General features: G+C 68.9%; 25 protein-coding genes and 1 pseudogene. 17 read left to right on the top strand and 9 right to left on the bottom strand.

Going from position 1 to position 22125, the window contains the following annotated elements; genetic code table 11:
* Window positions 1-114: 114 nt before the first annotated feature.
* The 4 genes from BW733_RS04775 to BW733_RS04760 form a co-directional block, all read right to left on the bottom strand.
* Window positions 115-453, bottom strand: coding sequence for a P-II family nitrogen regulator (locus tag BW733_RS04775; protein WP_077348367.1), 339 nt, complete (start codon window positions 451-453; stop codon window positions 115-117).
* Window positions 450-1778 carry an ammonium transporter gene (locus tag BW733_RS04770; RefSeq protein WP_077348365.1) on the bottom strand — a complete coding sequence of 443 codons (1329 nt, stop codon included), beginning with the start codon at window positions 1776-1778 and terminating at the stop codon, window positions 450-452. The genes BW733_RS04775 and BW733_RS04770 overlap by 4 nt, the downstream gene beginning before the upstream one ends.
* Before the next feature lie 130 nt (window positions 1779-1908).
* Window positions 1909-2397 carry a SixA phosphatase family protein gene (locus BW733_RS04765; protein ID WP_077348363.1) on the bottom strand — a complete coding sequence of 163 codons (489 nt, stop codon included), beginning with the start codon at window positions 2395-2397 and terminating at the stop codon, window positions 1909-1911.
* 54 nt (window positions 2398-2451) lie between these two features.
* Window positions 2452-3456 (bottom strand): TRM11 family SAM-dependent methyltransferase, encoded by a 1005-nt coding sequence (locus BW733_RS04760; protein ID WP_077348361.1) that lies wholly within the window; start codon window positions 3454-3456, stop codon window positions 2452-2454.
* A gap of 92 nt (window positions 3457-3548) precedes the next feature.
* Here BW733_RS04760 and BW733_RS04755 point away from each other — a divergent pair, with 92 nt between their 5' ends.
* Window positions 3549-3905 (top strand): FluC/FEX family fluoride channel, encoded by a 357-nt coding sequence (locus BW733_RS04755; protein WP_077348359.1) that lies wholly within the window; start codon window positions 3549-3551, stop codon window positions 3903-3905.
* Entirely contained in the window at window positions 3905-4258 is a 354-nt protein-coding gene (locus BW733_RS04750; protein WP_077348357.1) for a fluoride efflux transporter FluC, read from the top strand. Before BW733_RS04755 ends, BW733_RS04750 begins: the two co-directional genes overlap by 1 nt.
* Window positions 4259-4303: 45 nt before the next feature.
* On the opposite strand, the gene BW733_RS04745 is transcribed toward BW733_RS04750, so the two are convergent.
* Window positions 4304-4762, bottom strand: a complete 459-nt coding sequence (locus BW733_RS04745) for an inorganic diphosphatase (RefSeq protein ID WP_237268375.1) — start codon at window positions 4760-4762, stop codon at window positions 4304-4306.
* Between the two features lie 189 nt (window positions 4763-4951).
* On the opposite strand from BW733_RS04745, the gene dacB reads away from it, so the two are divergent.
* The 12 genes and pseudogenes from dacB to BW733_RS04685 all read left to right on the top strand — a co-directional run bounded on the left by dacB (window position 4952) and on the right by BW733_RS04685 (window position 15310).
* Window positions 4952-6385 (top strand): D-alanyl-D-alanine carboxypeptidase/D-alanyl-D-alanine endopeptidase, encoded by a 1434-nt coding sequence (dacB, locus tag BW733_RS04740; protein WP_161490132.1) that lies wholly within the window; start codon window positions 4952-4954, stop codon window positions 6383-6385.
* Window positions 6382-7353, top strand: a complete 972-nt coding sequence (locus tag BW733_RS04735) for an Rv3626c family coenzyme F420 biosynthesis-associated protein (RefSeq protein WP_077348353.1) — start codon at window positions 6382-6384, stop codon at window positions 7351-7353. Before dacB ends, BW733_RS04735 begins: the two co-directional genes overlap by 4 nt.
* Complete coding sequence (gene tilS, locus BW733_RS04730) at window positions 7346-8293, top strand: tRNA lysidine(34) synthetase TilS (RefSeq protein WP_077348351.1); 948 nt, start codon at window positions 7346-7348, stop codon at window positions 8291-8293. The genes BW733_RS04735 and tilS overlap by 8 nt, the downstream gene beginning before the upstream one ends.
* A 10-nt stretch (window positions 8294-8303) precedes the next feature.
* Window positions 8304-8855: a hypoxanthine phosphoribosyltransferase gene (gene hpt / locus BW733_RS04725; protein ID WP_077348349.1), complete on the top strand. Its 552-nt coding sequence runs from the start codon at window positions 8304-8306 to the stop codon at window positions 8853-8855.
* A 67-nt stretch (window positions 8856-8922) separates the two neighbouring features.
* A complete protein-coding gene (locus BW733_RS04720) occupies window positions 8923-9528 on the top strand; it encodes a hypothetical protein (RefSeq protein ID WP_077348347.1) in 606 nt (201 codons plus the stop codon).
* 99 nt (window positions 9529-9627) lie between these two features.
* Window positions 9628-11673 carry an ATP-dependent zinc metalloprotease FtsH gene (gene ftsH, locus BW733_RS04715; protein WP_193791655.1) on the top strand — a complete coding sequence of 682 codons (2046 nt, stop codon included), beginning with the start codon at window positions 9628-9630 and terminating at the stop codon, window positions 11671-11673.
* Window positions 11673-12239, top strand: coding sequence for a GTP cyclohydrolase I FolE (gene folE, locus BW733_RS04710; RefSeq protein ID WP_077352711.1), 567 nt, complete (start codon window positions 11673-11675; stop codon window positions 12237-12239). Before ftsH ends, folE begins: the two co-directional genes overlap by 1 nt.
* Before the next feature lie 17 nt (window positions 12240-12256).
* Window positions 12257-13027 (top strand): annotated as a pseudogene (gene folP, locus BW733_RS04705) (dihydropteroate synthase); the annotation flags it as partial.
* A 276-nt stretch (window positions 13028-13303) separates the two neighbouring features.
* Entirely contained in the window at window positions 13304-13609 is a 306-nt protein-coding gene (folB, locus tag BW733_RS04700; RefSeq protein ID WP_335755087.1) for a dihydroneopterin aldolase, read from the top strand.
* A complete protein-coding gene (gene folK / locus BW733_RS04695; RefSeq protein ID WP_077348343.1) occupies window positions 13602-14162 on the top strand; it encodes a 2-amino-4-hydroxy-6-hydroxymethyldihydropteridine diphosphokinase in 561 nt (186 codons plus the stop codon). The genes folB and folK overlap by 8 nt, the downstream gene beginning before the upstream one ends.
* Window positions 14159-14641, top strand: a complete 483-nt coding sequence (locus BW733_RS04690) for a DUF3180 domain-containing protein (RefSeq protein WP_161490131.1) — start codon at window positions 14159-14161, stop codon at window positions 14639-14641. The genes folK and BW733_RS04690 overlap by 4 nt, the downstream gene beginning before the upstream one ends.
* Before the next feature lie 60 nt (window positions 14642-14701).
* Window positions 14702-15310 carry a hypothetical protein gene (locus BW733_RS04685; protein WP_152024571.1) on the top strand — a complete coding sequence of 203 codons (609 nt, stop codon included), beginning with the start codon at window positions 14702-14704 and terminating at the stop codon, window positions 15308-15310.
* A gap of 17 nt (window positions 15311-15327) precedes the next feature.
* On the opposite strand, the gene BW733_RS04680 is transcribed toward BW733_RS04685, so the two are convergent.
* On the bottom strand, window positions 15328-16326 hold the full coding sequence (locus tag BW733_RS04680) for an NADH-quinone oxidoreductase subunit D-related protein (RefSeq protein WP_161490130.1): 999 nt from the start codon (window positions 16324-16326) through the stop codon (window positions 15328-15330).
* Window positions 16327-16510: 184 nt separating this feature from the next.
* Here BW733_RS04680 and BW733_RS04675 point away from each other — a divergent pair, with 184 nt between their 5' ends.
* Together BW733_RS04675 and BW733_RS04670 are read left to right on the top strand one after the other, a co-directional pair.
* On the top strand, window positions 16511-16843 hold the full coding sequence (locus BW733_RS04675; protein WP_077348335.1) for a histone-like nucleoid-structuring protein Lsr2: 333 nt from the start codon (window positions 16511-16513) through the stop codon (window positions 16841-16843).
* Between the two features lie 113 nt (window positions 16844-16956).
* The gene (locus BW733_RS04670) at window positions 16957-19461 is read left to right on the top strand and encodes an ATP-dependent Clp protease ATP-binding subunit (RefSeq protein ID WP_077348333.1); all 2505 of its coding nucleotides are present in this window, start codon (window positions 16957-16959) and stop codon (window positions 19459-19461) included.
* A gap of 617 nt (window positions 19462-20078) precedes the next feature.
* Here BW733_RS04670 and BW733_RS04665 read toward each other — a convergent pair.
* Window positions 20079-20429 (bottom strand): DUF202 domain-containing protein, encoded by a 351-nt coding sequence (locus BW733_RS04665; RefSeq protein WP_077348331.1) that lies wholly within the window; start codon window positions 20427-20429, stop codon window positions 20079-20081.
* Window positions 20426-20788 (bottom strand): YidH family protein, encoded by a 363-nt coding sequence (locus BW733_RS04660; RefSeq protein ID WP_077348329.1) that lies wholly within the window; start codon window positions 20786-20788, stop codon window positions 20426-20428. Before BW733_RS04660 ends, BW733_RS04665 begins: the two co-directional genes overlap by 4 nt.
* A 77-nt stretch (window positions 20789-20865) precedes the next feature.
* Here BW733_RS04660 and pgsA point away from each other — a divergent pair, with 77 nt between their 5' ends.
* Window positions 20866-21459, top strand: a complete 594-nt coding sequence (pgsA, locus tag BW733_RS04655) for a phosphatidylinositol phosphate synthase (protein ID WP_077348327.1) — start codon at window positions 20866-20868, stop codon at window positions 21457-21459.
* 26 nt (window positions 21460-21485) lie between these two features.
* On the opposite strand, the gene BW733_RS04650 is transcribed toward pgsA, so the two are convergent.
* Window positions 21486-22076, bottom strand: coding sequence for a TetR/AcrR family transcriptional regulator (locus BW733_RS04650; RefSeq protein ID WP_077348325.1), 591 nt, complete (start codon window positions 22074-22076; stop codon window positions 21486-21488).
* Between the last annotated feature and the right edge of the window lie 49 nt (window positions 22077-22125).

Genomic DNA, 22125 nt, shown 5'->3' with positions numbered 1-22125 from the left:
GGCGACGCCGCCGCGGGTCGGGCTTGGCTGAGGTCACCGCCGCTCGCGGTGAGCGGACGTGGAACGGGGCGCCGGGTGGTTTCCCACTCGACGCCCCGTCGCCCCAGGGTCGGGTCAGATCGCTGCCGCGCCCTTCTCGCCGGTGCGGATCCGGACGACCTCGTCGACCGGGGTGGACCAGACCTTCCCATCGCCGACGGCGCCCGTCCTCGCGGCGTCCGTGACCACTGCGATCACGTCCTCTACTTCGTCATCCTCGACCAGCACCTCGATCTTGGCCTTGGTGATGAAGTCGATGGTGAACTCCGCGCCCCGGTAGATCTCCTTGTGGCCACGCTGGCGCGCGTAGCCGGAGCATTCGGTGACGGTCATGCCTGCGATGCCGTGCTGGGCCAGTGCGATCTGCACCTGGGTCATCATGGCTGGCTGGACGATTGCGGTGACGAGCCTCATGCGTCGATCTCCTCTCGGGCGGGAACGATCAGCGTCTGACGGACGCCGTAGGTCGAGTAGCCGATGTGGCTGAGGTCGTAGCCGGTCTCGGCGTGGACCGCGGTGTCGATCCCGCGCGTCTCGACCTCGTCGACGACCCGCAGGCCCATCGTCTTGTCGAGCACCTTGGCGATGGCGAAGGTGACCACGAAGGAGTAGACCATCACGATGACCGCGCCGGCCACCTGGCGCCACAGCTGGTCGAGGCCGCCGCCGTAGAACAGGCCCGCGACGCCAGCCGGGGAGGACGGGTCGGCGATGAAGCCGATCAGCAGGGTGCCGACGAGTCCGCCGACGAGGTGGACGCCCACTACGTCGAGCGAGTCGTCGTAGCCGAGCCGGTTCTTCAGCCCGATGGCGAAGGCGCAGAGCACGCCTGCGGCGAGGCCGACGATCAGGGCGCCGAGCGGGCTGACCGAGGCCGCTGCGGGGGTGATCCCGACCAGACCGGCGACGATGCCGGACGCGGCGCCCAGGCTGGTCGCGTGGCCGTCACGCAGCCGCTCCACCAGGAGCCAGCCGAGCATCGCCGCGGCACCTCCTGCCAGGGTGTTGATCCAGGCGACGCCCGCCATCGCGTTGGCGCCGAGGGCCGAGCCGGCGTTGAAGCCGAACCAGCCGAACCACAGCAGCGCGGCACCGAGCATGACAAGCGTGAGGTTGTGCGGCCGCATCGGCACCTTGCCGAAGCCGAGGCGCGGGCCGATCACGAGGCAGAGGGCCAGAGCCGCGGCCCCGGCGTTGATGTGGATCGCGGTTCCTCCCGCGAAGTCAATGGCCTGGATGGAGTTGGCGATGAAGCCGCCCTTCTCGGCGGTGCCGCCGTCGAAGGAGAACACCCAGTGCGCTGCGGGGAAGTAGACGAGCAGCGCCCACACTGCCGCGAAGGTGGCCCAGGCGGAGAACTTCATCCGGTCGGCGACCGCGCCCGAAATCAGCGCGACGGCGATGATCGCGAAGGCGGCCTGGAAGCCGGCGAACACCAGCGACGGAACCGTGAAGGTGGCCTTCTCGGGATCCATGAGGCCCTCGAGGAAGGCGAACTGGAGCGGGTTGCCCAGGAACCCTCCGAACGATTCGCCGAAGGCCATGGAGTAGCCGACAACGACCCAGAGGACCCCGACGATCCCCATCGTCGTAATCGACATCATCAGCATGTTGAGCACGCTCTTGGCGCGCACCATTCCGCCGTAGAAGAACGCGAGACCGGGGGTCATGAGCAGGACGAGCGCCGCACTCACCAGGACCCAGGCGGTGTCGCCCGTGTCAATTTCGAGGATTTCCATGGCCACGATCCAACAAGTCGCACGTTTCGTGGAACGCGTCGTCTCGTAACGGTCGCGTCAACGTTTCGGCCCGTGCCGTAACGAAAACGGGCGCGCGCGTTACGGGCGTGTTGCCGTGGAGTGGCCCGGATCACTGTTCGGGGCGCTTGGTCACCTCGTGACGTGCGCCGATGCCCTCGGCGAGGTCACTCCAGCTCCCCTCGAGCGTGAACAGCGAGTAGGCGGCCGTGGGAAACCAGGCGCCGATGTCGTCTGCGTCACCCGGATCGGCCCGGAACGCGAGGGTGGCCGCGAGGCCGGGGATCGACGGTGCGTGCCCGACCACGAGCAGCCCGGTGATGTCGTCGTCGACCTCGGAGACGAGCCGTGCGATGGTGTCGGTGCCGCCCATGTAGAGCGCGTCGAGGTGCTCAGCCGGGATGTCGAGGCCGAGCGCGGTGAACGTCTCCCTCGTGCGGGCGGCGGTGGAGACCAGCGCGTGCTGGAGGCCGAGCCGACGCAGCGCGAGCCCTGCCTCCTGGGCGTCCTGGACGCCGCGGGGGATCAACCGGCGGGCCTTGTCGCCTCCCGGGTTGTTGCCCTCGGTCTTGGCGTGGCGCATCAGCACGAGTTGTCTCATGCGGCGATGCTACTTTGCCCCGCCCCCCTGCGTGGGGGCGCCGTGGAAAGGCTGCTACGGCTTGACCGCGACCATCAGGTCGCGCTTGATGGAGGAGTCGACCCGGTGGGCGAACCGCTCCCACGGGCCGCCCTCGCGGACGGTGAGCCCTGCGTCGGTGAGCAGCGAGGCGAGGTCCTCCCTCGTCAGGCCGAACGTGTTCCAGGACAGGCCGAGCGCCCCGCCGTGCATCAGCTGCGACGCCCACACCGGGATCGCCTCGCGCAGCAGCCCGGCGGGGGAGCGGTCGCGCCTTCCGGAGGTGCCGCGCACGTCGGTGGTCGCGCCGTGCGCCACGCCGTAGGGGGCGTCGGTGACGATGGCGTCGAACTTCTTCTTGCCGAAGAGGTCGCGGGAGGTGCGGGTGTCGCCGGTGAACGACGTGAGAGTCAGTCGGCCGGCTTCGGTCTGGAGCTCGGCGTCGAAGCGCTTGCCGATCGCCTTGCCGTCGCGTCGCACGGGGTGGACGTCGGCCGTGTGCCGGATGCGCTTGCGGCGCAGATAGGTCTTGTAGAACGAGGCCATCTGCTCGAACGACTTCGCGTCGCCCTCCACCCCGTGGGCGTCGTTACCGAGCAGCAGCGCCGTCGACAGCGTGGTGCCACGGCCCGCGAGGGGGTCGAGGATCTGCCGTGGGCCGTTCGGTTCCCTTGTCACGGAGGCCAGCGTGACGCCCAGCAGCAGCTGGGTGAACTGCTCGTTGGTCTTTCCCTGGTACTTCGGGATGGTGACGAGGTCGTCGTCCATGACGAAGGCGCGGGGGAGCGCGACGGGGCGCAGCAGATCGCCCTCCGCCTCGAACAGTGCGAAGCAGGCCGACTGTCGCGCGACGGCCTCCAGGTGCGCCTCACCCAGCGCGTCGGCCTCGAACCCCAGATAGCTGACGCCGGCGAGCTCGACGTCGGAGACCTCGCGCGCGAAGGGTGCGGTGATCTCGAGTTCTGCCACGGTCAGCGGCCCCGACTCGCCCGCGTAGACGCGGTTGGCCGAGGGGGTACGCAACATGAGATAGCGGGGCATTGGGCAATCCTCCCACACGCCGACCGGTGGTCCGTTGCGGCTCGACGGGGGCGAGTTGGCCGCAGGGCGGGTCGGTGGTTTGCTTGGCTGCGATGAAACTCTGGGTGAAGTTGCTGGTGATCTTCGCGGGTGGTGCGCTCGGAACCGCGGTGCGCATGGCCCTGCTGCACCTTCTCGGGGATGAGGTCGTCGCGCTCGCGGCGGTCAATGTCGCGGGCTGCTTCCTGCTCGGTCTGCTCTCCGGCGTGATGGGCCCCCACGTGCCCCTTCGTCGTCTCTTCCTCGCGGTGGGCGGGCTGGGCGCCTTCACGTCCTGGTCCTCGCTCGCCCTGCAGGGGGTCACCGAGCCGGGCGGCGTCATCATCGTCATCGCCGAGACCTTCGTCGGGATCGTCTTCGCCGGGGTCGGGCATCTGGCGGGGATGAAGCTGCGCAGGGACGACGACTGATGCTCACGGCCCTGCTCGCGTGCCTGGCCGGCGGGCTGGGCGCCGTGGCACGGGCTCTGGTCGACGAGGCGGTCACCCGCCGGTTCCCCGCCTGGATCAGCACGCTGCTGATCAATCTGAGCGGCTCGCTGGCCCTCGGCGTCGCCTCCGTGATCGCGACCGACGACGCCCTGACGGTGTTCGGCACCGGCTTCTGCGGCGGCTTCACGACCTTCTCGTCTGCCTGCTGGCAGGCGGCGCGCGAGCTCGGCCTCAGGCGCGTCCGCACCGGTGTGCTCTACGCGATGGCCACGGTCGCCGGGTGCCTCGCAGCCGCCTGGGTCGGCGTCCAGGTGGGTGCATCGCTCGCCTGAGAACGCGAAAGGGCCCCGCCGAAGCGGGGCCCTTCTCGGCTGGCGTCAGGCCAGGTTCACGTGGTGGTGCTCGTACGGCGTGCCCTTTGCGCGCTCGAAGGAGGCGCTGACCTCGTCCTCGGCGTCCTCGCGGCCGGTCCAGGTCGCGCCCTCGACCGACTTGCCGGGCTCGAGGTCCTTGTAGACCGAGAAGAAGTGTTCGATCTCCAGCAGCATGTGCTCTGGAACGCTCGACAGGTCGGTGATGTGGTGGCGGCGGGTGTCGGCCGTCGCGACGCAGAGCACCTTGTCGTCACCGCCCATCTCATCGGTCATGCGGAACATGGCGACGGCGTAGCACTCGATCAGGCAGCCCGGGAACGTCGGGTCGTTGCCGATCACCATCGCGTCGAGTGGGTCGCCGTCCTGGCCGAGGGTGCCCTCGACGTAGCCGTAGTCGTACGGGTACTGCGTCGAGGTGAACAGGGTGCGGTCAAGGCGGATGCGACCAGTGTTGTGGTCCATCTCGTACTTGTTCTTGGTGCCCTTGGGGATCTCAACCGTCACGTCGAAAAGGATGCGGCGGCCGGGATCGATGGGGGTCAGGCCAACTGGCGCCTCTTCGCTCACTGCGACACTCCTATGATTGGGTTCGTTGCCCGCCTACCGGTGGCGGGGCAGCTACCCCAGCAGGATACCGCGTTGGAGGACGTCGTGAAGACTCGCAGAATCGTCGAGTGGATCATCACCGGCGTGCTTGCCGTGGTCCTGCTCGTGGGCGGATTCGCGCTCGCGGTGTTCCAACGCGAGGTGGCGGCAGCGGCCGGGTGGACGAGAGAGGGCGCCCCGACGACCGTCGCGCCAACCCTGTTCGACCAGCCGAGCGCCACCCCGTCGGCCGTCGAAGCGGCAGGCACAGGGCTGATCGGTGCTGCCGCCGTCCCGAGCGAGGGACCGGTGCCAGTGCGTGCGACGCTCGAGTCGAAGCTCGCCGGTCTCGACACGTCGAAGCTGGTCGGGGTCGACGGCGCCGCCGTCAGCCTCGCCTACGAGGTGCTCGACGTCGCAACGGGAGAGGTGCTCGCGTCGAAGTCGGCCACCACTCCGCTGATCCCCGCCTCCAACACCAAGACCCTCACCACGCTCGCCGTGATGAACGCCTTCGACGGTGAGGAACGCTTCGCCACCACCGTCGTCCAGCCCGAGCCCGGGCGCATCGTCATCGTCGGCTCGGGCGATCCCACCCTGCTCAGCGTCCCCGCCAAGGCGGGCACCTACCCGCGCCCGGCCACGACCCAGGACCTCGCGGCACGAACGGCCGAGGCCTTGAAACAGGCCGGCCAGACCTCCGTCACCCTCGGCTTCGACGCGACCTGGTTCGAGGAGCCTGGGTGGAACGCCACCTGGCCCGCGAACTACCGTGACCAGGTCACCCAGCTGTCCGCCCTCTGGGTCGACGAGGGCAAGCTCCCCGCCGGAGGGCGCAGCCGCACCCCCGCCCTCGACGCCGCGAAGACCTTCGCGGCCCAGCTCACGGCCAACGGCATCACGGTCACAGGGGAACCGACTCCGGCCACCGGCTCGGGCGACGAGGTGGCCCGCGTCGAGTCCCTCCCGCTGCACGTCCTGGTCGAGACCGCGATGAACCGCTCGAACAACTCCTACACCGAGGTCCTCGGCCTTCAGCTGGCCAGGCACGTCGGGCAGCCCACCACATTCGCAGGAAGCGTCGCGGCGATCCGGGCCGAGCTGACCGAACTCGGCGTGTGGGACGAGGGGACCGTCCTGCACGACGCCTCCGGCCTGTCGCGCAGCAACCTCGTCACCGCGAACATGCTCGCGAAGGCGATGCTCCTGCTCGACTCCCAGCCGCACCTGTCGGTCATCCTGGACGGCCTCCCGACGGCGGGCGTGACCGGAACCCTCGCCGACCGCTTCACCGACGACATCTCCAGCCCCGCACGTGGGGTGGCCCGCGCCAAGACGGGCACCCTCTCGCTCGTCTCGTCGCTGGCCGGAACGACGATCACCGACGACGGACGGCTCGTCTCGTTCGCGTTCATCATCAACGGTCCGCCGGACGGCTGGGCGTCGAAGGTCTGGGCCGACCAGGCGACCGGGGTGGTCGCATCCTGCGGCTGCTCATGAGTTACGCCCCCAGCATCAACTGGTCCCTCGCGCTCGCGCTCGGGGGGACCGGCTCGCGCGGCCTGCCCGAGGTCGACTCGCGTCAGGTGCAGCAGCTCGTCGCCGACCTGCGCGTCACCGCGAGAAGGGCGGGGGAACTCGCAGCGGCGCGGCTCGGCGTCGACTCGCCCGGCGCCTCCCGGATCAGCGTCGTGGACTGGGCGGGCTGGGGGAGGGCCGTGCGTTCCATGATCGAGGCCACAGTCCACGAGCTGGACCTTCCCCGCCGTCCCGCTGGCCCGCTGAACCGGGTGAGGGGCGCGGGCAACGCCGTGCTGCTCGGCGCCGGTCTGCGGATGGCAAGCAGAAGGCTGCTCGGCCAGTTCGACGCCTACACCGGCTCCGACACCCTCTACCTCGTCGCCCCGACGATCGTCGCCCACGAGCGCAGCCACGGGTTCGTGCCGTCAGACTTCCGGCTGTGGGTCGCGCTGCACGAGCAGACCCACGCCCTGCAGTTCCGGGCCGCACCCTGGCTGCGAGCCTGGATCGCCGAGCGTGCGCGAACGGTCTTCGAGGACGACGCGCCCCCGCTTCCCGGTCTGGTGGCATGGGCGCGCACCGGCGACCTCGCCTCGATGCTCGCGACCGGCGAGGCGGGGGAGGCGCTCGGCGAACTGGTGGCCGCCATGACGTTCCTGGAGGGACACGCCGACCACACGGCAGACAACGCCGGCCGCGGCCACGTCCGCACCGTCCGGGCGCTGCGCAAGGCGTTCACGCGGCCGAAGGGAGCATCGGGGCTCGGCCGGTTGTCGTCCTCGCTCGACAAGTCGGCCCAGTATCGCGACGGGCTGGCCTTCTGCGACCGGATCACCGCGCTCAAGGGCCGCGCCGCGCTGATGACGGCGTTCGCCCAGCCAGGCAACCTGCCGCGCCCCGAAGAGATCACCGAGCCGGGGCGCTGGCTCGACCGGGTCGATGGCTAGGCAGGAGTTGGCGCCCGCCGCGCTCCTCGTCGCCCGTGCCGTCGCGGACCACCTGCCACCCGGCGAGGTGATCGTCGGCTGCTCAGGGGGCGCCGACTCCATGGCGCTTGCGCTCGGCGCGCAGTGGGCGGCGGCAAGGGCGGGCGGCCGGATCCGCGCGATCGTGGTCGACCACGGCCTGCAGGACGGGTCGGCCGACGTCGCCGAGCGGACGCGTCAACGGCTGCACAGCCGGCGCGTTGAGGCCGACATCGTCAAGGTCACCGTCCGGCCCTCCGGCGACGGCGTCGAGGCCGCCGCCCGTGAGGCCAGGCTCTCCGCGCTGACCGCGCAGGGGTTGCCGGTGCTGCTCGGACACACGCTCGACGACCAGGCCGAGAGCGTCCTGCTCGGCCTGCTGCGCGGCTCAGGCACCCGCTCGCTCGCGGGCATGGCCCCGCGCCGTGAGCCCCTGATCCGGCCGCTGCTCGGGCTGCGCCGCGACGAGACGGTGGCCGCCTGCCAGGCATGGGGGATCGACTGGTGGCACGACCCCATGAACGACGATCCGGCCTTCGCCCGCGTCAGGGCCAGGAGGCTCCTGCGTGAACTCTCGGAAGGGCTCGGCCGCGACATCGCACCTGCGCTCGCCCGCACCGCGCTGCTCGCCCGGGCCGATGCAGACCTGCTCGACTCGCTCGCGGGCATCGAGGCACCAGACGATGAGTCGCCGTCGTGTCGTGAACTGTCCGATCTGCCCGACGCCCTTCGCTGGCGGGCGCTGCACCGCTGGCTCGGCTCGCGCGGCTCCGCGGCCGAGCAGAACCACGTGCTCGCCGTCGACCAACTGGTGCTCGCCTGGCGCGGCCAGGGCGGGATCCACGTGCCGGGGGGAACGGTACGCAGGGTCGACGGGCGCCTCCACTTCACCCCGGGTGCGGGCGAGGTGGAGCCGGTATAGGCTCTTGCACGTGGATGCAACAGACGTGTCGCAAGACCTGGAGAAGGTGCTCTTCACCTCGGCCGAAATTCAGGCCAGGATCGACGAAGTGGCTCAGCAGATCGATGAGGACTACGCGGGGCGCGACATCCTGCTCGTTGGCGTGCTCAACGGCGCAGTGATGGTGATGAGCGACCTGCAGCGCGCGATGCGCAGCCACGTCGAGATGGACTGGATGGCGGTGTCGTCCTACGGTGCGGGCACCCAGTCGAGCGGCGTCGTGCGCATCCTCAAGGACCTCAACGCCGACCTCGAGGGCCGCCATGTGATCGTGGTCGAGGACATCATCGACACCGGACTGACGCTCTCCTACCTGATGAGCAACCTCGCCTCCCGCGGGCCCGCGAGCCTCGAGATCATGACGATGTTCCGCAAGCCCGACGCCGCCCAGATGGAGGTGCCGGTGAAGTACGTGGGCTTCGAGATCCCCAACGAGTTCGTGGTCGGCTACGGCCTCGACTACGCCGGGCGCTACCGCAACCTGCGCGACGTCGGCACCCTCGCCAAGCACGTCTACAGCTGACCTGGCGGGGCCGGGGAGACCCCGGCGGGGATAGGCTTTCCGGATTTGTCGATCAGGGAGGCCTCCCGTGACGGATCCGACGAGCTCACCGCTGTACGCCGAGGCGATCCGGGCGAGAAGGCGCTCGCCGAGGGAGGTCGTGACCTGGCTGCTGGCCCTCGCTGCGCTTGTCGTGTTCGGTGTCTTCAGCACCTCCCGTGACGTGTCGACGGCCACCGCCTCGTACGAAGAGGTCACCGTGACCGCGACCGGCGAGTTCCAGAGCGGGGAGGGGGTACGCACCAGACGCCGGGTCTCGACGCGCGAGGTCCGTCACGTCGAGGTCTCGATGCCGGACGGCTCAACCAGATCCGTGCGCAGCGAGGACATCCGGGTGGGTGACGAGGTCACCATCTGTAGGGACCCCGAGGGCGAACTGCTCGCCAAGCGGCCGAAGGTCTCGGTTTGGCCATGCTTGTTCTCGATCGGAGCCCTCGCGGCCACCCTCGGCGTAGCGGTCCTCGGCCCGGTGCTCTGGCGCTCGACCGGGCGCGGCATCGCAGCTCCCACGCGCCCCGTGCCGCGGCGACCGGCGGGACCACTCGGCACGGGTGGGCGCCACACCCGATGTGCTGGAGGGCTTGCCAGGGGCGCAGACCACGCCGGCCTCCTATCCGTCGACCTGGCGATCTAGTGCCGATAGCGGATCCCAGGCGTGACCACAAGCCGATGTTGCGTACGCTGGTAAGGTTTCGGTGCGCTGAACCCTCGGCACCCACGAGATCGGAATGACTTGCAGAAGTTCTTCAAGAGCCCACTGGCCTGGATCCTGCTCAGTGTGCTGTTCCTAGTGCTCGGTATGCAGCTGCTCAGCTCCATGGCGGGCTACCAGACCGTGCCCACTTCCGAGACGATGGACCTGCTCGCGGGCAAGGCCAAGCTCAAGGAAGTCATCCTCGTCGACGGCGAGCAGGCGATCCGGATCACCGACGAGGCGGGCAAGAAGACCCAGTCGGCGTGGGTCGGCAACCAGCAGGTCGACGACGTGATCAAGCTGATCGAGCAGCGCAAGGCCGACGGGACGCTCGAGAAGTGGACGGGCACCAACCCGACTCCGTCGATCTGGTCGACCCTGCTCTACACCGGCCTACCGTTCCTGATCCTGATCCTGCTGATCTTCTGGGTCATGCGCTCCATGTCGGGCGGCGGGGCGAACGGTCCGTTGTCGTTCGGCAAGTCGAAGGCGAAGCTAGTCTCGAAGGACACCCCGAAGACGACGTTCAAGGACGTCGCGGGCGCCGACGAGGCGGTCGAGGAGCTCGAGGAGATCAAGGAGTTCCTCGCGGAGCCGGCCAAGTTCCAGAAGCTCGGCGCGAAGATCCCGAAGGGCGTGCTGCTGTACGGCCCTCCCGGCACCGGCAAGACGCTGCTCGCGCGCGCCGTCGCGGGCGAGGCGGGCGTCCCCTTCTTCTCCATCTCCGGTTCTGACTTCGTCGAGATGTTCGTCGGTGTCGGCGCCTCCCGCGTCCGTGACCTGTTCCAGCAGGCCAAGGAGAACGCCCCCGCGATCATCTTCATCGACGAGATCGACGCCGTCGGCCGCCACCGAGGCGCAGGCATGGGCGGCGGTCACGACGAGCGCGAGCAGACCCTCAACCAGTTGCTCGTCGAGATGGACGGCTTCGACGTGCACGGCGGCGTCATTCTGATCGCGGCCACCAACCGCCCCGACGTGCTCGACCCCGCGCTGCTGCGCCCCGGACGCTTCGACCGCCAGATCGGCGTCGAGGCCCCCGACGCGGCCGGTCGTGCCCACATCCTGAAGGTCCACGCGAAGGGCAAGCCGCTCGCCAGCGATGTCGACCTGGTCGCGATCGCCCGCCGGACCCCCGGCTTCTCCGGCGCCGACCTCGCCAACGTGCTCAACGAGGCCGCCCTGCTCGCCGCCCGCATGAACGAGGAGATGATCCGGCAGCCCCAGCTGGACGAGGCCATCGACCGCGTCATCGCAGGCCCGCAGAAGCGGACCCGCCTGATGAACGACCGCGAGCGGCTGATCACGGCCTACCACGAGGGCGGCCACGCTCTTGTCGCTGCCGCGATGCCGGGCAATGACCCGGTGCAGAAGGTCACCATCCTTCCCCGCGGCCGCGCACTCGGATACACCCTGGTCATGCCCGACGCGGACAAGTATTCGCAGACCCGCGGCGAGCTGCTCGACCAGATGGCCTACATGATGGGCGGACGCGCGGCCGAGGAGCTGGTCTTCCACGACCCGACCACCGGCGCGGCCAACGACATCGAGAAGGCGACTAAGGTCGCCCGGGCCATGGTCACGCAGTACGGCATGAGCGAGGCCGTCGGCGCCGTCAAGCTCGGCGGCGGCGACTCGGAACCGTTCATGGGCATGCGTGGCACCGACTCGACGCAGGAGTACTCGGAGAGCATGGCCGCGGTCATCGACAAGGAGGTCGCCGAGCTCATCCACACGGCCCACCAGGAGGCGTTCGACGTCCTCGTGGAGAACCGCGACGTACTCGACGAACTGGTGCGCGAACTCTTCAAGAAGGAGACGCTGAACAAGGAGGAGGTCGCGGCCGTGTTCGCGTCGCTACGCCGTCGCGACAAGCGTCCGGCCTGGACCGGCTCCGACCTTCGCGTCCCCTCCGACCAGCCCCCCGTCGAGATCCCGCTTCCGCCTGAGCCGGTCAACCGGCCGGACGTGCTCGCCCCCGGGCCGGACTTCTCCCGTGAGCTTCCTGGCCACGACCAGACGCCCCAGCCTCCGCAGCCCGGATCGTCACCATGGGGTCCGCCGAACACACCTCCGAGCAACTGATGGCCGTCGACGGGCCGCGCGCGGCGGCAGCCATCCGCGAACTGTTGATCGCGATCGGGGAGGACCCCGAACGCGACGGACTGCGTGACACCCCTGACCGGGTCGCGCGGGCCTGGACCGAGCTGGCCGCGGGCTACGACGCGGACGTCAAGGAGATCCTCGGCACCACGTTCGACATCGCTCACGAGGAGATGGTCCTCGTCAAGGACATCGAGCTGGTCAGCATGTGTGAACACCACATGCTGCCGTTCACCGGCGTCGCCCACATCGGCTACATCCCCTCCGAGAACGGCCGCGTGACCGGACTCTCGAAGCTCGCCCGCCTCGTCGACGTCTACGCGAGGCGGCTCCAGGTCCAGGAGCGGCTGACGACCCAGATCGCGGAGGCCCTCGTCAACGAGCTCGATGCGCGCGGCGCGATCGTCGTCATCTCCGCCGAGCACACCTGCATGACCATGCGCGGCGTGCGGAAGCCCGGCAGCCAGACGGTGACCTCGGCCGTCCGCGGCCAACTGCGCAACCCCGCCACCCGTGCGGAGGCCATGAGCCTGATCTTGGGCCGGTGATCCCGGTGACCCAGGTGATGGGCATCCTCAACGTCACCCCTGACTCGTTCTCCGACGGCGGCGCCTATCTTGACGGCGAGCGCGCCCTCGCCCACGCCAGGGAGATGATGGCCGCAGGCGCGGGGATCATCGACGTCGGCGGCGAGTCGACCCGGCCCGGCGCCGCACGCGTCTCGCCCGAAGAGGAACTCGCGCGCGTCGTACCAGTCGTCTCGGCTCTCGTCGCGGAGGGGGCGACGGTGTCGGTCGACACGATGCGAGCCAGCGTCGCCCGCGCGGCCCTGCAGGCCGGAGCGCGGATGATCAACGACGTCTCCGGCGGCCTCGCCGACCCCGACATGATCCCCAGCGTCGCCGACTCCGACGCCGACTACGTCGTCATGCACTGGCGCGACCATTCCTCGCGGATGCAGTCGCTCGCCACGTACGACGACGTCGTCGAAGAGGTGCTCGCGGAACTGCTCGCCCAGCGCGACCGGGCGGTCGGCGGGGGAGTCGACCCGTCGCGCATCATCCTCGACCCTGGGCTCGGCTTCTCGAAGACGGCCGAGCACAACTGGCAGCTGCTGCGCCACCTCGACCGGTTCCAGGCACTTGGCCATCGGCTGCTCGTCGGCGCATCCAGGAAGGCCTTCCTCGGGCATCTGCTCGGCGGCCGCGAACCGCACGGAAGGGACGGCGCGACCGCGGCCCTGTCCTTCTGGTCCGCGCTGCACGGCGTGTGGGGGGTGCGCACCCACGACGTGGCAGGCCAGTCCGACGCGATCACCGTTGCCATGCAGCTGCTCGGCGACGGCGTCGCCCGGGTCGACGTGGCGGGACCCATCGACCCGACGCCCGCAGGCGAGCGGGCCACGCGGCCACACCGGGGCTCAGCCGACCCGCTCCGCGGCGACTCTGACCGGTCACTTCCGCCTCGAGCGTGACCAAATTCCATCGAAAGACCCCAGGCGGGTACGCCCCCGCGGTAGGTGGTGCGCTAAGGTCGAATCGATACCCGAAGGGAGCCTCCGATCGACCGCATAACGCTCACCGGGCTGACAGCGACCGGCTACCACGGCGTCTTGACTGAAGAGCGCCGCGACGGCCAGTCGTTCGTCGTCGACGTCATCCTCGAGCTGCCCCTCGAGACCACGAGCGACGACCTCACAGACACCGTGAGCTATGCGGACATCGCCGACGAGGTCGAGGCCGTGATCACCGGCGAACCTCGTGATCTGATCGAGACGGTTGCCGGCGAGATTGCGTCCCGATGCCTGGCTCATGAGAGAGTTGTGCGTGCCACCGTCACGGTGCACAAGCCTTCAGCGCCCCTGACCCAGACCTTCGCGGATGTCTCCGTAACGATCAGCAGGAGTAGAGATGAATAACGGCCCCTTCGATATCGACGTCGACACGCTGGGAAACCTGCGGCCGATCTCGAAGGTCGTCCTGAGCCTCGGATCGAACATGGGCGACTCGGCGGCGATCCTGCAGGAGGCCGTCGACTTCCTGGCCGAGACGCCCGATCTGATGCTCGTCGACGTCTCGCCGGTCTACCAGACCAAGCCAGTTGGTGGCATCGAGCAGGACGACTTCCTCAACCTGATCGTCGTCGCCGAGTCCACGCTTGAGCCGCTGACCATCCTTGACCGCGCCCAGGCGATCGAGGACAACTTCGGCCGCGTGCGCGATGTCCGCTTCGGTCCCCGAACGCTCGACATCGACGTGATCATGGTGGGGAAGCGGATCTCCGAGGACAACATCGAACTGCCGCATCCCCGCGCCCACGAGCGCGCCTTCGTGCTCGTTCCCTGGCTCGACATCGACCCGAAGGGCGAGATCGCGGGCCACGGCCCCATCGCGGAACTCATCGACGACGTCGACGTGTCTGGCGTGGTGCGCCGGGCCGACATCGTCATCAACGCCAACACGGGATTTTGAGCGAGCGCCCGAAACTCGGCCTCACCACGGTGAGGCAGGCGGTCATCTCGGTCCTGTCCGGTGCCGTCGTGTGCTGGCTCGTGCTGCTGGCCTTCGAGGCGGCGGGCAGCTTCCCTCCGGTCGTGCCATGGTCGGTGCCGATCACCTTGCTCGCGCTCGCCGTGGTGGTCGCGATCTACAGCAGGCTGCTGCCGAAGCGTCGCGAGGAGCACAAGGCCTCGTCCCAGGAGTCGTTCGCCGCGCTGAGCGTCGGTAAGGCCATGATCATGACGGGTGCCGCCTTCGCAGGCGCCCACGTGGTCTACGTGATGCGCTATCTCCAACTGTTCGATGCCCCGCTGCCCTCGCAACGCGTCATCCAGGGCGCGGCAACGGTCGTCGCATCGTTCGCCCTCGCGGGCGCGGGCGCCCTACTGGAGCGCGCCTGCGTCGTCAAAGACGACCACGATGACGAGGATCCCGACGGCGAACCTGCCTGATCCGCGACACGCCCAGCGTGCTGCGCGTGTGCACAATCTCCCGTGAATACACTGTCGCCCATGGCTGGTCGTCGCGCTGCTCACAAATCCTCTGATCGCACCCTTGCGCTCACCATCCTCACCGTTGGAACCGTGGCTGCCGTCGCCTCGATGTTCGGTGGGGAATGGGTGATCCGCGCCGGGGTGGTCGTCGCCATCGTCATGGCGTTTGCCGCCGTCTACGTGGCATGGCGCGAACTGGGCGCCGAGCGCGTCCGGCACGCCGAAGAACTCAAGCACGAGATCGACCTGCGCTCGCATCAGGCCGACCGCTTCCATGAGGAGTCGGTCGCCATGATCAGCCGGTTCAACGCTCGCGCGGAGAACCTCCAGGCCGTGATCGCGAAGCTGCGCGGTCAGCTCGCCGCCGCCAAGTCGGAGCTCAGCTCGATGCGCGGCAACGCCGCCTGGCTGCGCGCCGAGGTGGCCGAGCGACAGGCCCGCGTCGAGGTGCTCGAGGCCCGGATCGCGGAGCTCGAGGCCGAGGAGACGGCCAACATCGTCACCCTCCCGCGCAACGCCGTCACGCCGAGCATCGACGACATCTGGGGCGAGGACGAGCACCCCACGATGGTCGACCTCGCCAAGCTCAACCTCGACGTGCTGCCGGAGCTGCGCCGCGAGGCCTGAGCGAGGCTGACGCCCTCCTACTTGTCGGCATCCCCGATGGTGTAGCCCAAGCTGGCTACGACATCGGGGATGTCTGCTGTTGTGGCGCCTTCCAGGGCAAGACCGAGCGCGGAGAGGTTCGCGAACGAGGGCGTGCGCAGCGCCACCCGCCAGGGCGTCTGGCCGCCACGTGAGACCATCAGGCACGATGCGATGCCCCAGGGGGCCTCAATGTCGGTGGTGTGCTCACCCTCGGGCACCTTGAGCCTGCGGGAGAGCCGCGTCGAGATCTCGCCCTCCGGCAGCCGCCGGCCCGCCATGCGGATCATGTCGACGGAGGTGCCCACCTCGTCGATCAGGACTGCGAACCGCGACTCGGCATCTCCCGCCTCCCGAGGCTGTACCGGTCGGAAGATCTCCCCGTAGGCCAGGTATCCGGTGGCACGCCGGTCGAGGTCGAGCCCTGCGGCGCGGGCGACCGGGCCCGAAAGGCCATGGCCCAGGCAGGCCTTGCTGTCGAGGACGGCGAGCCCCCGGAACCGGGTGGTGGCCGCGAGGCATGCCCGCAGTTCTGCCGCGACCCGGGCCGCGTCGTCGAGCGTCTGCTCGAGCCGGTCGATCCAGCCTTCCGGCGCATTGCTGGCGAGTCCGCCCACCCGGTTGAGCATGGGGTGGACGCGATTTCCGGCCCAGTCGAGCATTGCCATGCGAATTGACTCGACCACCGCCCATAGGCGCGCGGCCGTCGCCTCGTCGGCGATATAGGACAGGAATGCGAGGTGGCTGTGTATTCTGCTCAATTCGGCGAGCAGGGTGCGAAGCATTGTCGATCGCGGCGTCGATGTCAATCGCATCGCGTTCTCCACCGTGAGTGTCAGGCTGAGTTCGCCGCTGAACGCCGCAAGCCAGTCGTGCCGGTCCGCGAGCATGATCATGGCGCGGTAGTCGCGCACCTCGAACAGCTTCTCGGCGCCGCGGTGACCGAAGCCGGACGTGACGTCTGCGCACGCGATGCGGTCCGAGCCGTCGAGTTCCACCGCAATGGAAATTGCTCCGGTGCTTGTCGGATGACGTTTGCCGAGAGATATCTGCTCGTGATTGGGAAGCGGGATCTCGCCAATGCTGAAGTTCTTGATATTGCTCATGAATTAACCCTGGAACCTGACCCCTTTATGCTTGTAGGGTTCATCCTATCCATACACGTGACTACCAGGAGATGACATGGCGCGCGAGATCCGAGTAATTCTGACCGATGACCTTGACGGCACGGAGGCCGATCAGACGGTCGAGTTCTCGCTGGGTAACGCTTCGTACAGCATCGATCTCAGCGATGCGAACGTCGCGAAGTTGGAGGCCGCACTCGAGCCCTTCATCGCAAAGGCCGAGAAGGTCCGCGGCAGGCGTTCGCGCCGCACCAGCGCGGCCGCGGGCGGCCGTGCGGGACGGGGCGGAACTGCCGAGATCCGGGCCTGGGCACGTGAGAACGGCTTCGAGGTCTCTGACCGCGGCAGGGTGCCGGCGGACGTCATGGCAGCCTACGAGGCGGCCAACTGAGCGAGGGTCGTTCGCGGGTGGTGAACCGCGGATCCTTTGGTACTCGGCAAGCGTTAGTAAGCTTGTAAGAGTTCTGCTCGACGTGCCCCGTCGGGCAGCAGGAGGGAAGTTACATGTTCGAACGGTTCACCGACCGCGCGCGGCGCGTGATCGTCCTGGCCCAGGACGAGGCCAAGCTGCTCAACCACAACTTCATCGGCACCGAGCACATCCTGCTCGGCCTCATTCATGAGGGAGAGGGCGTCGCTGCCAAGGCTCTGGAGTCTCTCGGCATCGAGCTGGAGGCTGTCCGGCAGCAGGTCGAGGAGATCATCGGCCAGGGCCAGCAGGTTCCGACGGGTCACATCCCGTTCACCCCCCGCGCCAAGAAGGTTCTCGAACTTTCTCTGCGCGAGGCGCTGCAGATGAACCACAACTACATCGGCACTGAGCACATCCTGCTCGGCCTCATCCGTGAGGGTGAGGGGGTCGCGGCCCAGGTGCTGATCAAGCTGGGCGCCGACCTCGGTCGCGTCCGCAGCACCGTGCTGCAGCTCATCACGGGCTACCAGGGCCGCGAGGCCTCGATGTCCGGCGCCCCCGACTCCGGTCCGGAGAAGGGCGGCAACTCGCAGATCCTCGACCAGTTCGGCCGTAACCTGACCCAGGCTGCGCGCGAGAACCAGCTGGATCCCGTGATCGGCCGTACCCATGAGATCGAGCGCGTCATGACCGTGCTCAGCCGCCGCACCAAGAACAACCCGGTGCTGATCGGCGAGCCCGGCGTCGGCAAGACCGCGGTCGTCGAGGGCCTCTCGCAGGCCATCGTCCGTGGTGATGTGCCGGAGACGCTGCGCGACAAGCAGATCTACACGCTGGACCTCGGCGCACTCGTCGCAGGCTCCCGCTACCGCGGTGACTTCGAGGAGCGCCTGAAGAAGGTGCTCAAGGAGATCAAGACCCGCGGCGACATCATGCTGTTCATCGACGAGATCCACACCCTGGTGGGTGCGGGTGCCGCCGAGGGCGCGATCGACGCTGCGAGCATCCTCAAGCCGATGCTCGCGCGCGGCGAGTTGCAGACCATCGGTGCCACGACGCTCGACGAGTACCGCAAGCACATCGAGAAGGACGCGGCCCTCGAGCGCCGCTTCCAGCCGATCCAGGTCGCCGAGCCGTCCGTGGCTCTGACGGTCGACATCCTCAAGGGGCTGCGCGACCGCTACGAGGCGCACCACCGCATCACTATCACCGACGAGGCCCTCTCGTCCGCGGCGACGATGGCTGACCGCTACATCCAGGACCGGTTCCTTCCCGACAAGGCGATCGACCTGATCGACGAGGCCGGCGCACGCCTGCGCATCCAGCGCATGACCGCTCCGCCGGACCTGCGCGAGTTCGACGAGGCCATCGCGGCCAACAAGCTCGAGAAGGACGCGGCGATCGACGCCCAGGACTTCGAGCGGGCCGCCCGGCTCCGCGACGAGGAGCAGAAGCTCCGCGCCCAGCGGGCGGAGAAGGAGGAGGCATGGAAGCAGGGCGACTCCGACATCCCCGCCGTCGTCGGCGAGGAGGAGATCGCTGTCGTGCTCTCCGGCTCGACCGGTATCCCGGTGTTCAAGCTCACCGAGGAGGAGTCCCAGCGACTGCTCCGCATGGAGGAGGAGCTCGGCAAGCGGTACATCGGCCAGGAGGACGCGGTCAAGGCGCTCTCGCGTTCGATCCGCCGCACCCGTGCCGGCCTGAAGGATCCGAAGCGTCCAAGCGGCTCGTTCATCTTCGCCGGCCCGTCCGGCGTCGGAAAGACCGAGCTGACCAAGGCGCTGACCGAGTTCCTGTTCGGCGACGAGGACGCCCTCATCACGCTGGACATGAGCGAGTACTCCGAGAAGCACACCGCCTCGCGGATGTTCGGTTCGCCTCCCGGCTACGTCGGCTACGAAGAGGGCGGCCAGCTCACCGAGAAGGTGCGCCGCAAGCCGTTCTCCGTCGTCCTGTTCGACGAGATCGAGAAGGCCCACCCGGACATCTTCAACTCGCTGCTGCAGATCCTGGACGAGGGTCGTCTGACCGACGCCCAGGGCCGCGTGGTCGACTTCAAGAACACGGTCATCGTGATGACGACCAACCTCGGTACGCGTGACATCTCGAAGTCCGTGAACCTCGGGTTCTCGAAGGCCGGCGACACGGAGTCCAACTACGAGAAGATGAAGGCGAAGGTCTCCGACGAGCTCAAGCAGCACTTCCGTCCGGAGTTCCTGAACCGCGTCGACGAGATCGTCGTGTTCCACCAGCTGACGCAGACCGACATCGAGCGGATCGTCGACCTGATGGTCGCGCAGATCGAGTCGCGTCTGAAGGACAAGGACATGGGCATCGAGCTCACGCCCGCGGCCAAGACGCTGATCGCCAAGCGCGGGTTCGACCCGGTGCTCGGTGCCCGCCCGCTGCGCCGCGCCCTCCAGCGCGACGTCGAGGACATCCTGGCCGAGAAGATCCTCTTCGGGGAGCTCTCCGCGGGCCAGATCGTCCAGGTCGATGTCGCCGAGGAAGGCTCGGAGCTGCCGTTCAAGTTCACCGGCGTGGCCAAGGCCGACGTCGCAGAGCTCGAGCCGGCATTCGAGGGCGAACAGGGCTGACACCTGGCACACGCTGAGAGGGGCGGACCACTTCGGTGGTCCGCCCCTCGTGCTGTCTGGCCACCAGGAGCAGTCCACGCCACCTCGACGAGCGGTCGCAGGGCGGCATTCGCGGCCGGTTGAGTCGACGAGGCACAGGGCCTGAGCTGGTTCGGTGGTCGCGCCTGGAGCCACTGAGGAGAGCTCGCACGGATGAGTGGTAGCTCTGGCCGTCGCTGAGCGTGATGTTGCGGTCGGCGTTCGCGCCCTTGGGGTTCGCCGTCGCGAACAGCGTGACGGTGGCGACGCCCTCGTCGCCGGAACCGGTGAGTCACTGCTCTCACCTGGCCCGGGTGCGGGCGGGTCTGGGCTGATTACTTGAGCACCGCCAGGCCGACGCGGCAGATCCGGCCGACGAGACCGAGCCGTGCGCCCTGCGGCCAATGGCCAATCCCACGAGCGTGAGGTGCAGGCGGGCTGGTTCACCTCCGGAAGCCCCTGTTGGGTGAGCCGACGTCGTGTGGCGTCCTTCGGCGCCGGCGAGGTTGGGGTCGGCCAGCGCGGCCTGGTCGCGGGCGCGGGGGTGTCGCATCGATCGTCGTCCGGGCTGGGTCGATGGCGTTGCGTGTCTGATCGGGTCAGATCGGTGGGTTGTCGCCGGTGGCGCGCAGGAGCGCGGCCACGACCGCGAGCAGCCCCGCTGCGAAGACCACGACCGCGACGACAAGCGGGAGCAGCCCGTCCGGGAGGGCGACCCGTCCGGTGTTCAGGCAACGGTGGGTGTAGCGGTAGCGCTGCTTCGACCAGTAGCCGATGCCGATCCCGGCGACCGCGCCGATCACGGCGCAGGCCCAGCTCGCGAGGCCGAGCACGCCTGCCTCGATCCGCGCGTAGACCAGTGCACCGACCGCGATGGAGATCGCGGTGCGCTGCCAGGCGAGCCGGGTGCGTTCCGGCTGCAACCCTGGATCGAACGGGTGGTCGCTCATCGCAGCAGGAAGCCCAGCAAGACGAGCACGGCCGCCACCGACACGCAGATGACGAGCGGGAGGCCGAAGGGGGAGGAGGGCAGCGGCTCGTTGCGGCGCAAGGCACGCTCGTTGCGGGCCCAGCCGAAGTAGGCCATCGGCGCCGCGGCCACAGCTGCGAGCATCAGCACGAGCGACGCCGCGAGCCGGAGTCCCTCGTGGAGGCCGAGGCCAAGCACCTCGAGCGCGATGCCGCCGGCCAGCATGGCGAGCGAGGTCCTGATCCAGGCCAGGTATGTCCGCTCGTTGGCCATGGTGAAGCGCGGATCGGGCTCGGAACCGGTCGAGAAGACGGAGCTGGGGAAGCGGGAGCGGGCCATGGGGGACACCCTAGTGCCGAGTCCACGGTGGCTCGACCCGTGTGCCGACCCGGTGAGCGCGGCGCTACATTGGGGTCGTGTTCTCGCGCCTGCGCGGCCTCTACGGCCGCCTCCTCGCCCCGCTCGCCCGGCTGCTTCTCTCCTGGGGCATCGGGCCTAGTGCAGTAACGGTGTTCGGCACCGCCGGGGTGGTGGTGGCCTCGCTCACCCTGCTTCCAGCCGGCCGCTTCGTCGCGGGGACGCTGATCGTGCTCGCCTTCCTGCTCGGCGACGGCCTGGACGGGAACATGGCCCGGCTCGGCGGGAGGGAGTCTCGTTTCGGCGCCTTCCTCGACTCGACCCTCGACCGGCTCGCCGATGCGGCACTGTTCGGTGGGCTCGTCCTCTGGGGAGCCAGGCATGACGAGGTGGTGGTGTGGCTGGCGCTCGCCTGCCTCGCGCTTGGCTTCCTGGTGTCCTACGCAAGGGCCCGGGCGGAGGTCGAGGGCTGGGACGCGTCGTCCGGGCTCTTCGAGCGGACCGACCGGCTCCTGGTGAGCCTCGCCGGGGTGTTCGCCGTCGGGCTCGGCGCGCCTGTCGCCGTGCTCTGGGTCGGGCTCGGCCTCGTCGCCGTCGGAAGTGCCTTCACGGTCGGACAGCGCATCCGCGCCGCCGCCGTCGCGTCCCGATAACCAGTAGGCGGAAAGTGCTCAAGATCTCACTGGCGCCGAGCGGCGTCGACGAGGGCGCGAGCGGCGTTGCCGGTCGACTCGACGAGGCGTTCGGTCGGGAGGTCGGAATCGAGGGCCTGGAAGGCGGCCTGCAGCAGGCCGAGCGTGAGCGCCGCCTGGATGCGGGCCTCCTCTGGGTCGCCGACGAGGTCGAGCCATGCGGAGCCCAGCGCGTCGCGCAGGATCCGGTGGGCGTGGTCGGCCACTTCGGCGCTGGCGTTGGACGACGAGGCGCCGCGGGAGATGTCCATCAGCCAACTGTGGCCGGTCGAGTCGGCCTGGCGGATGTTGACCTTCACCCACGCCACGATGCGGTCGCCCGGATCGGGCAGCGGTGCAAGTGCCTGCGCCACGGCCTCGTCCCATGCGGGGAGGTAGCGCGCGAGCACCATGCCGCGCAGATCGTCGACGCTGTCCACGTAGCGGTAGATCGAGTTGCGGGCGATGCCAGCCGACGCGCTGACCACGCCTGCGGTCAACGGCTCGCCGGCGCGGAGGATCTGCTCGGCAGCGTCCACGAGGGCACCGCGAATGTGTTCGCGGTGTTCTGCGACGGTGGCTGCGGCGATCTTTGGCATGAACTCATTGTCTCATGTGGCGTCGAGGGTGCCCGGATGCTCCCGTCCG

Source organism: Tessaracoccus flavescens (genome assembly GCF_001998865.1).
In the GTDB taxonomy this organism is placed as follows: Bacteria; Actinomycetota; Actinomycetes; order Propionibacteriales; family Propionibacteriaceae; genus Arachnia; species Arachnia flavescens.
This window is presented reverse-complemented; position numbering and strand designations above follow the sequence as displayed.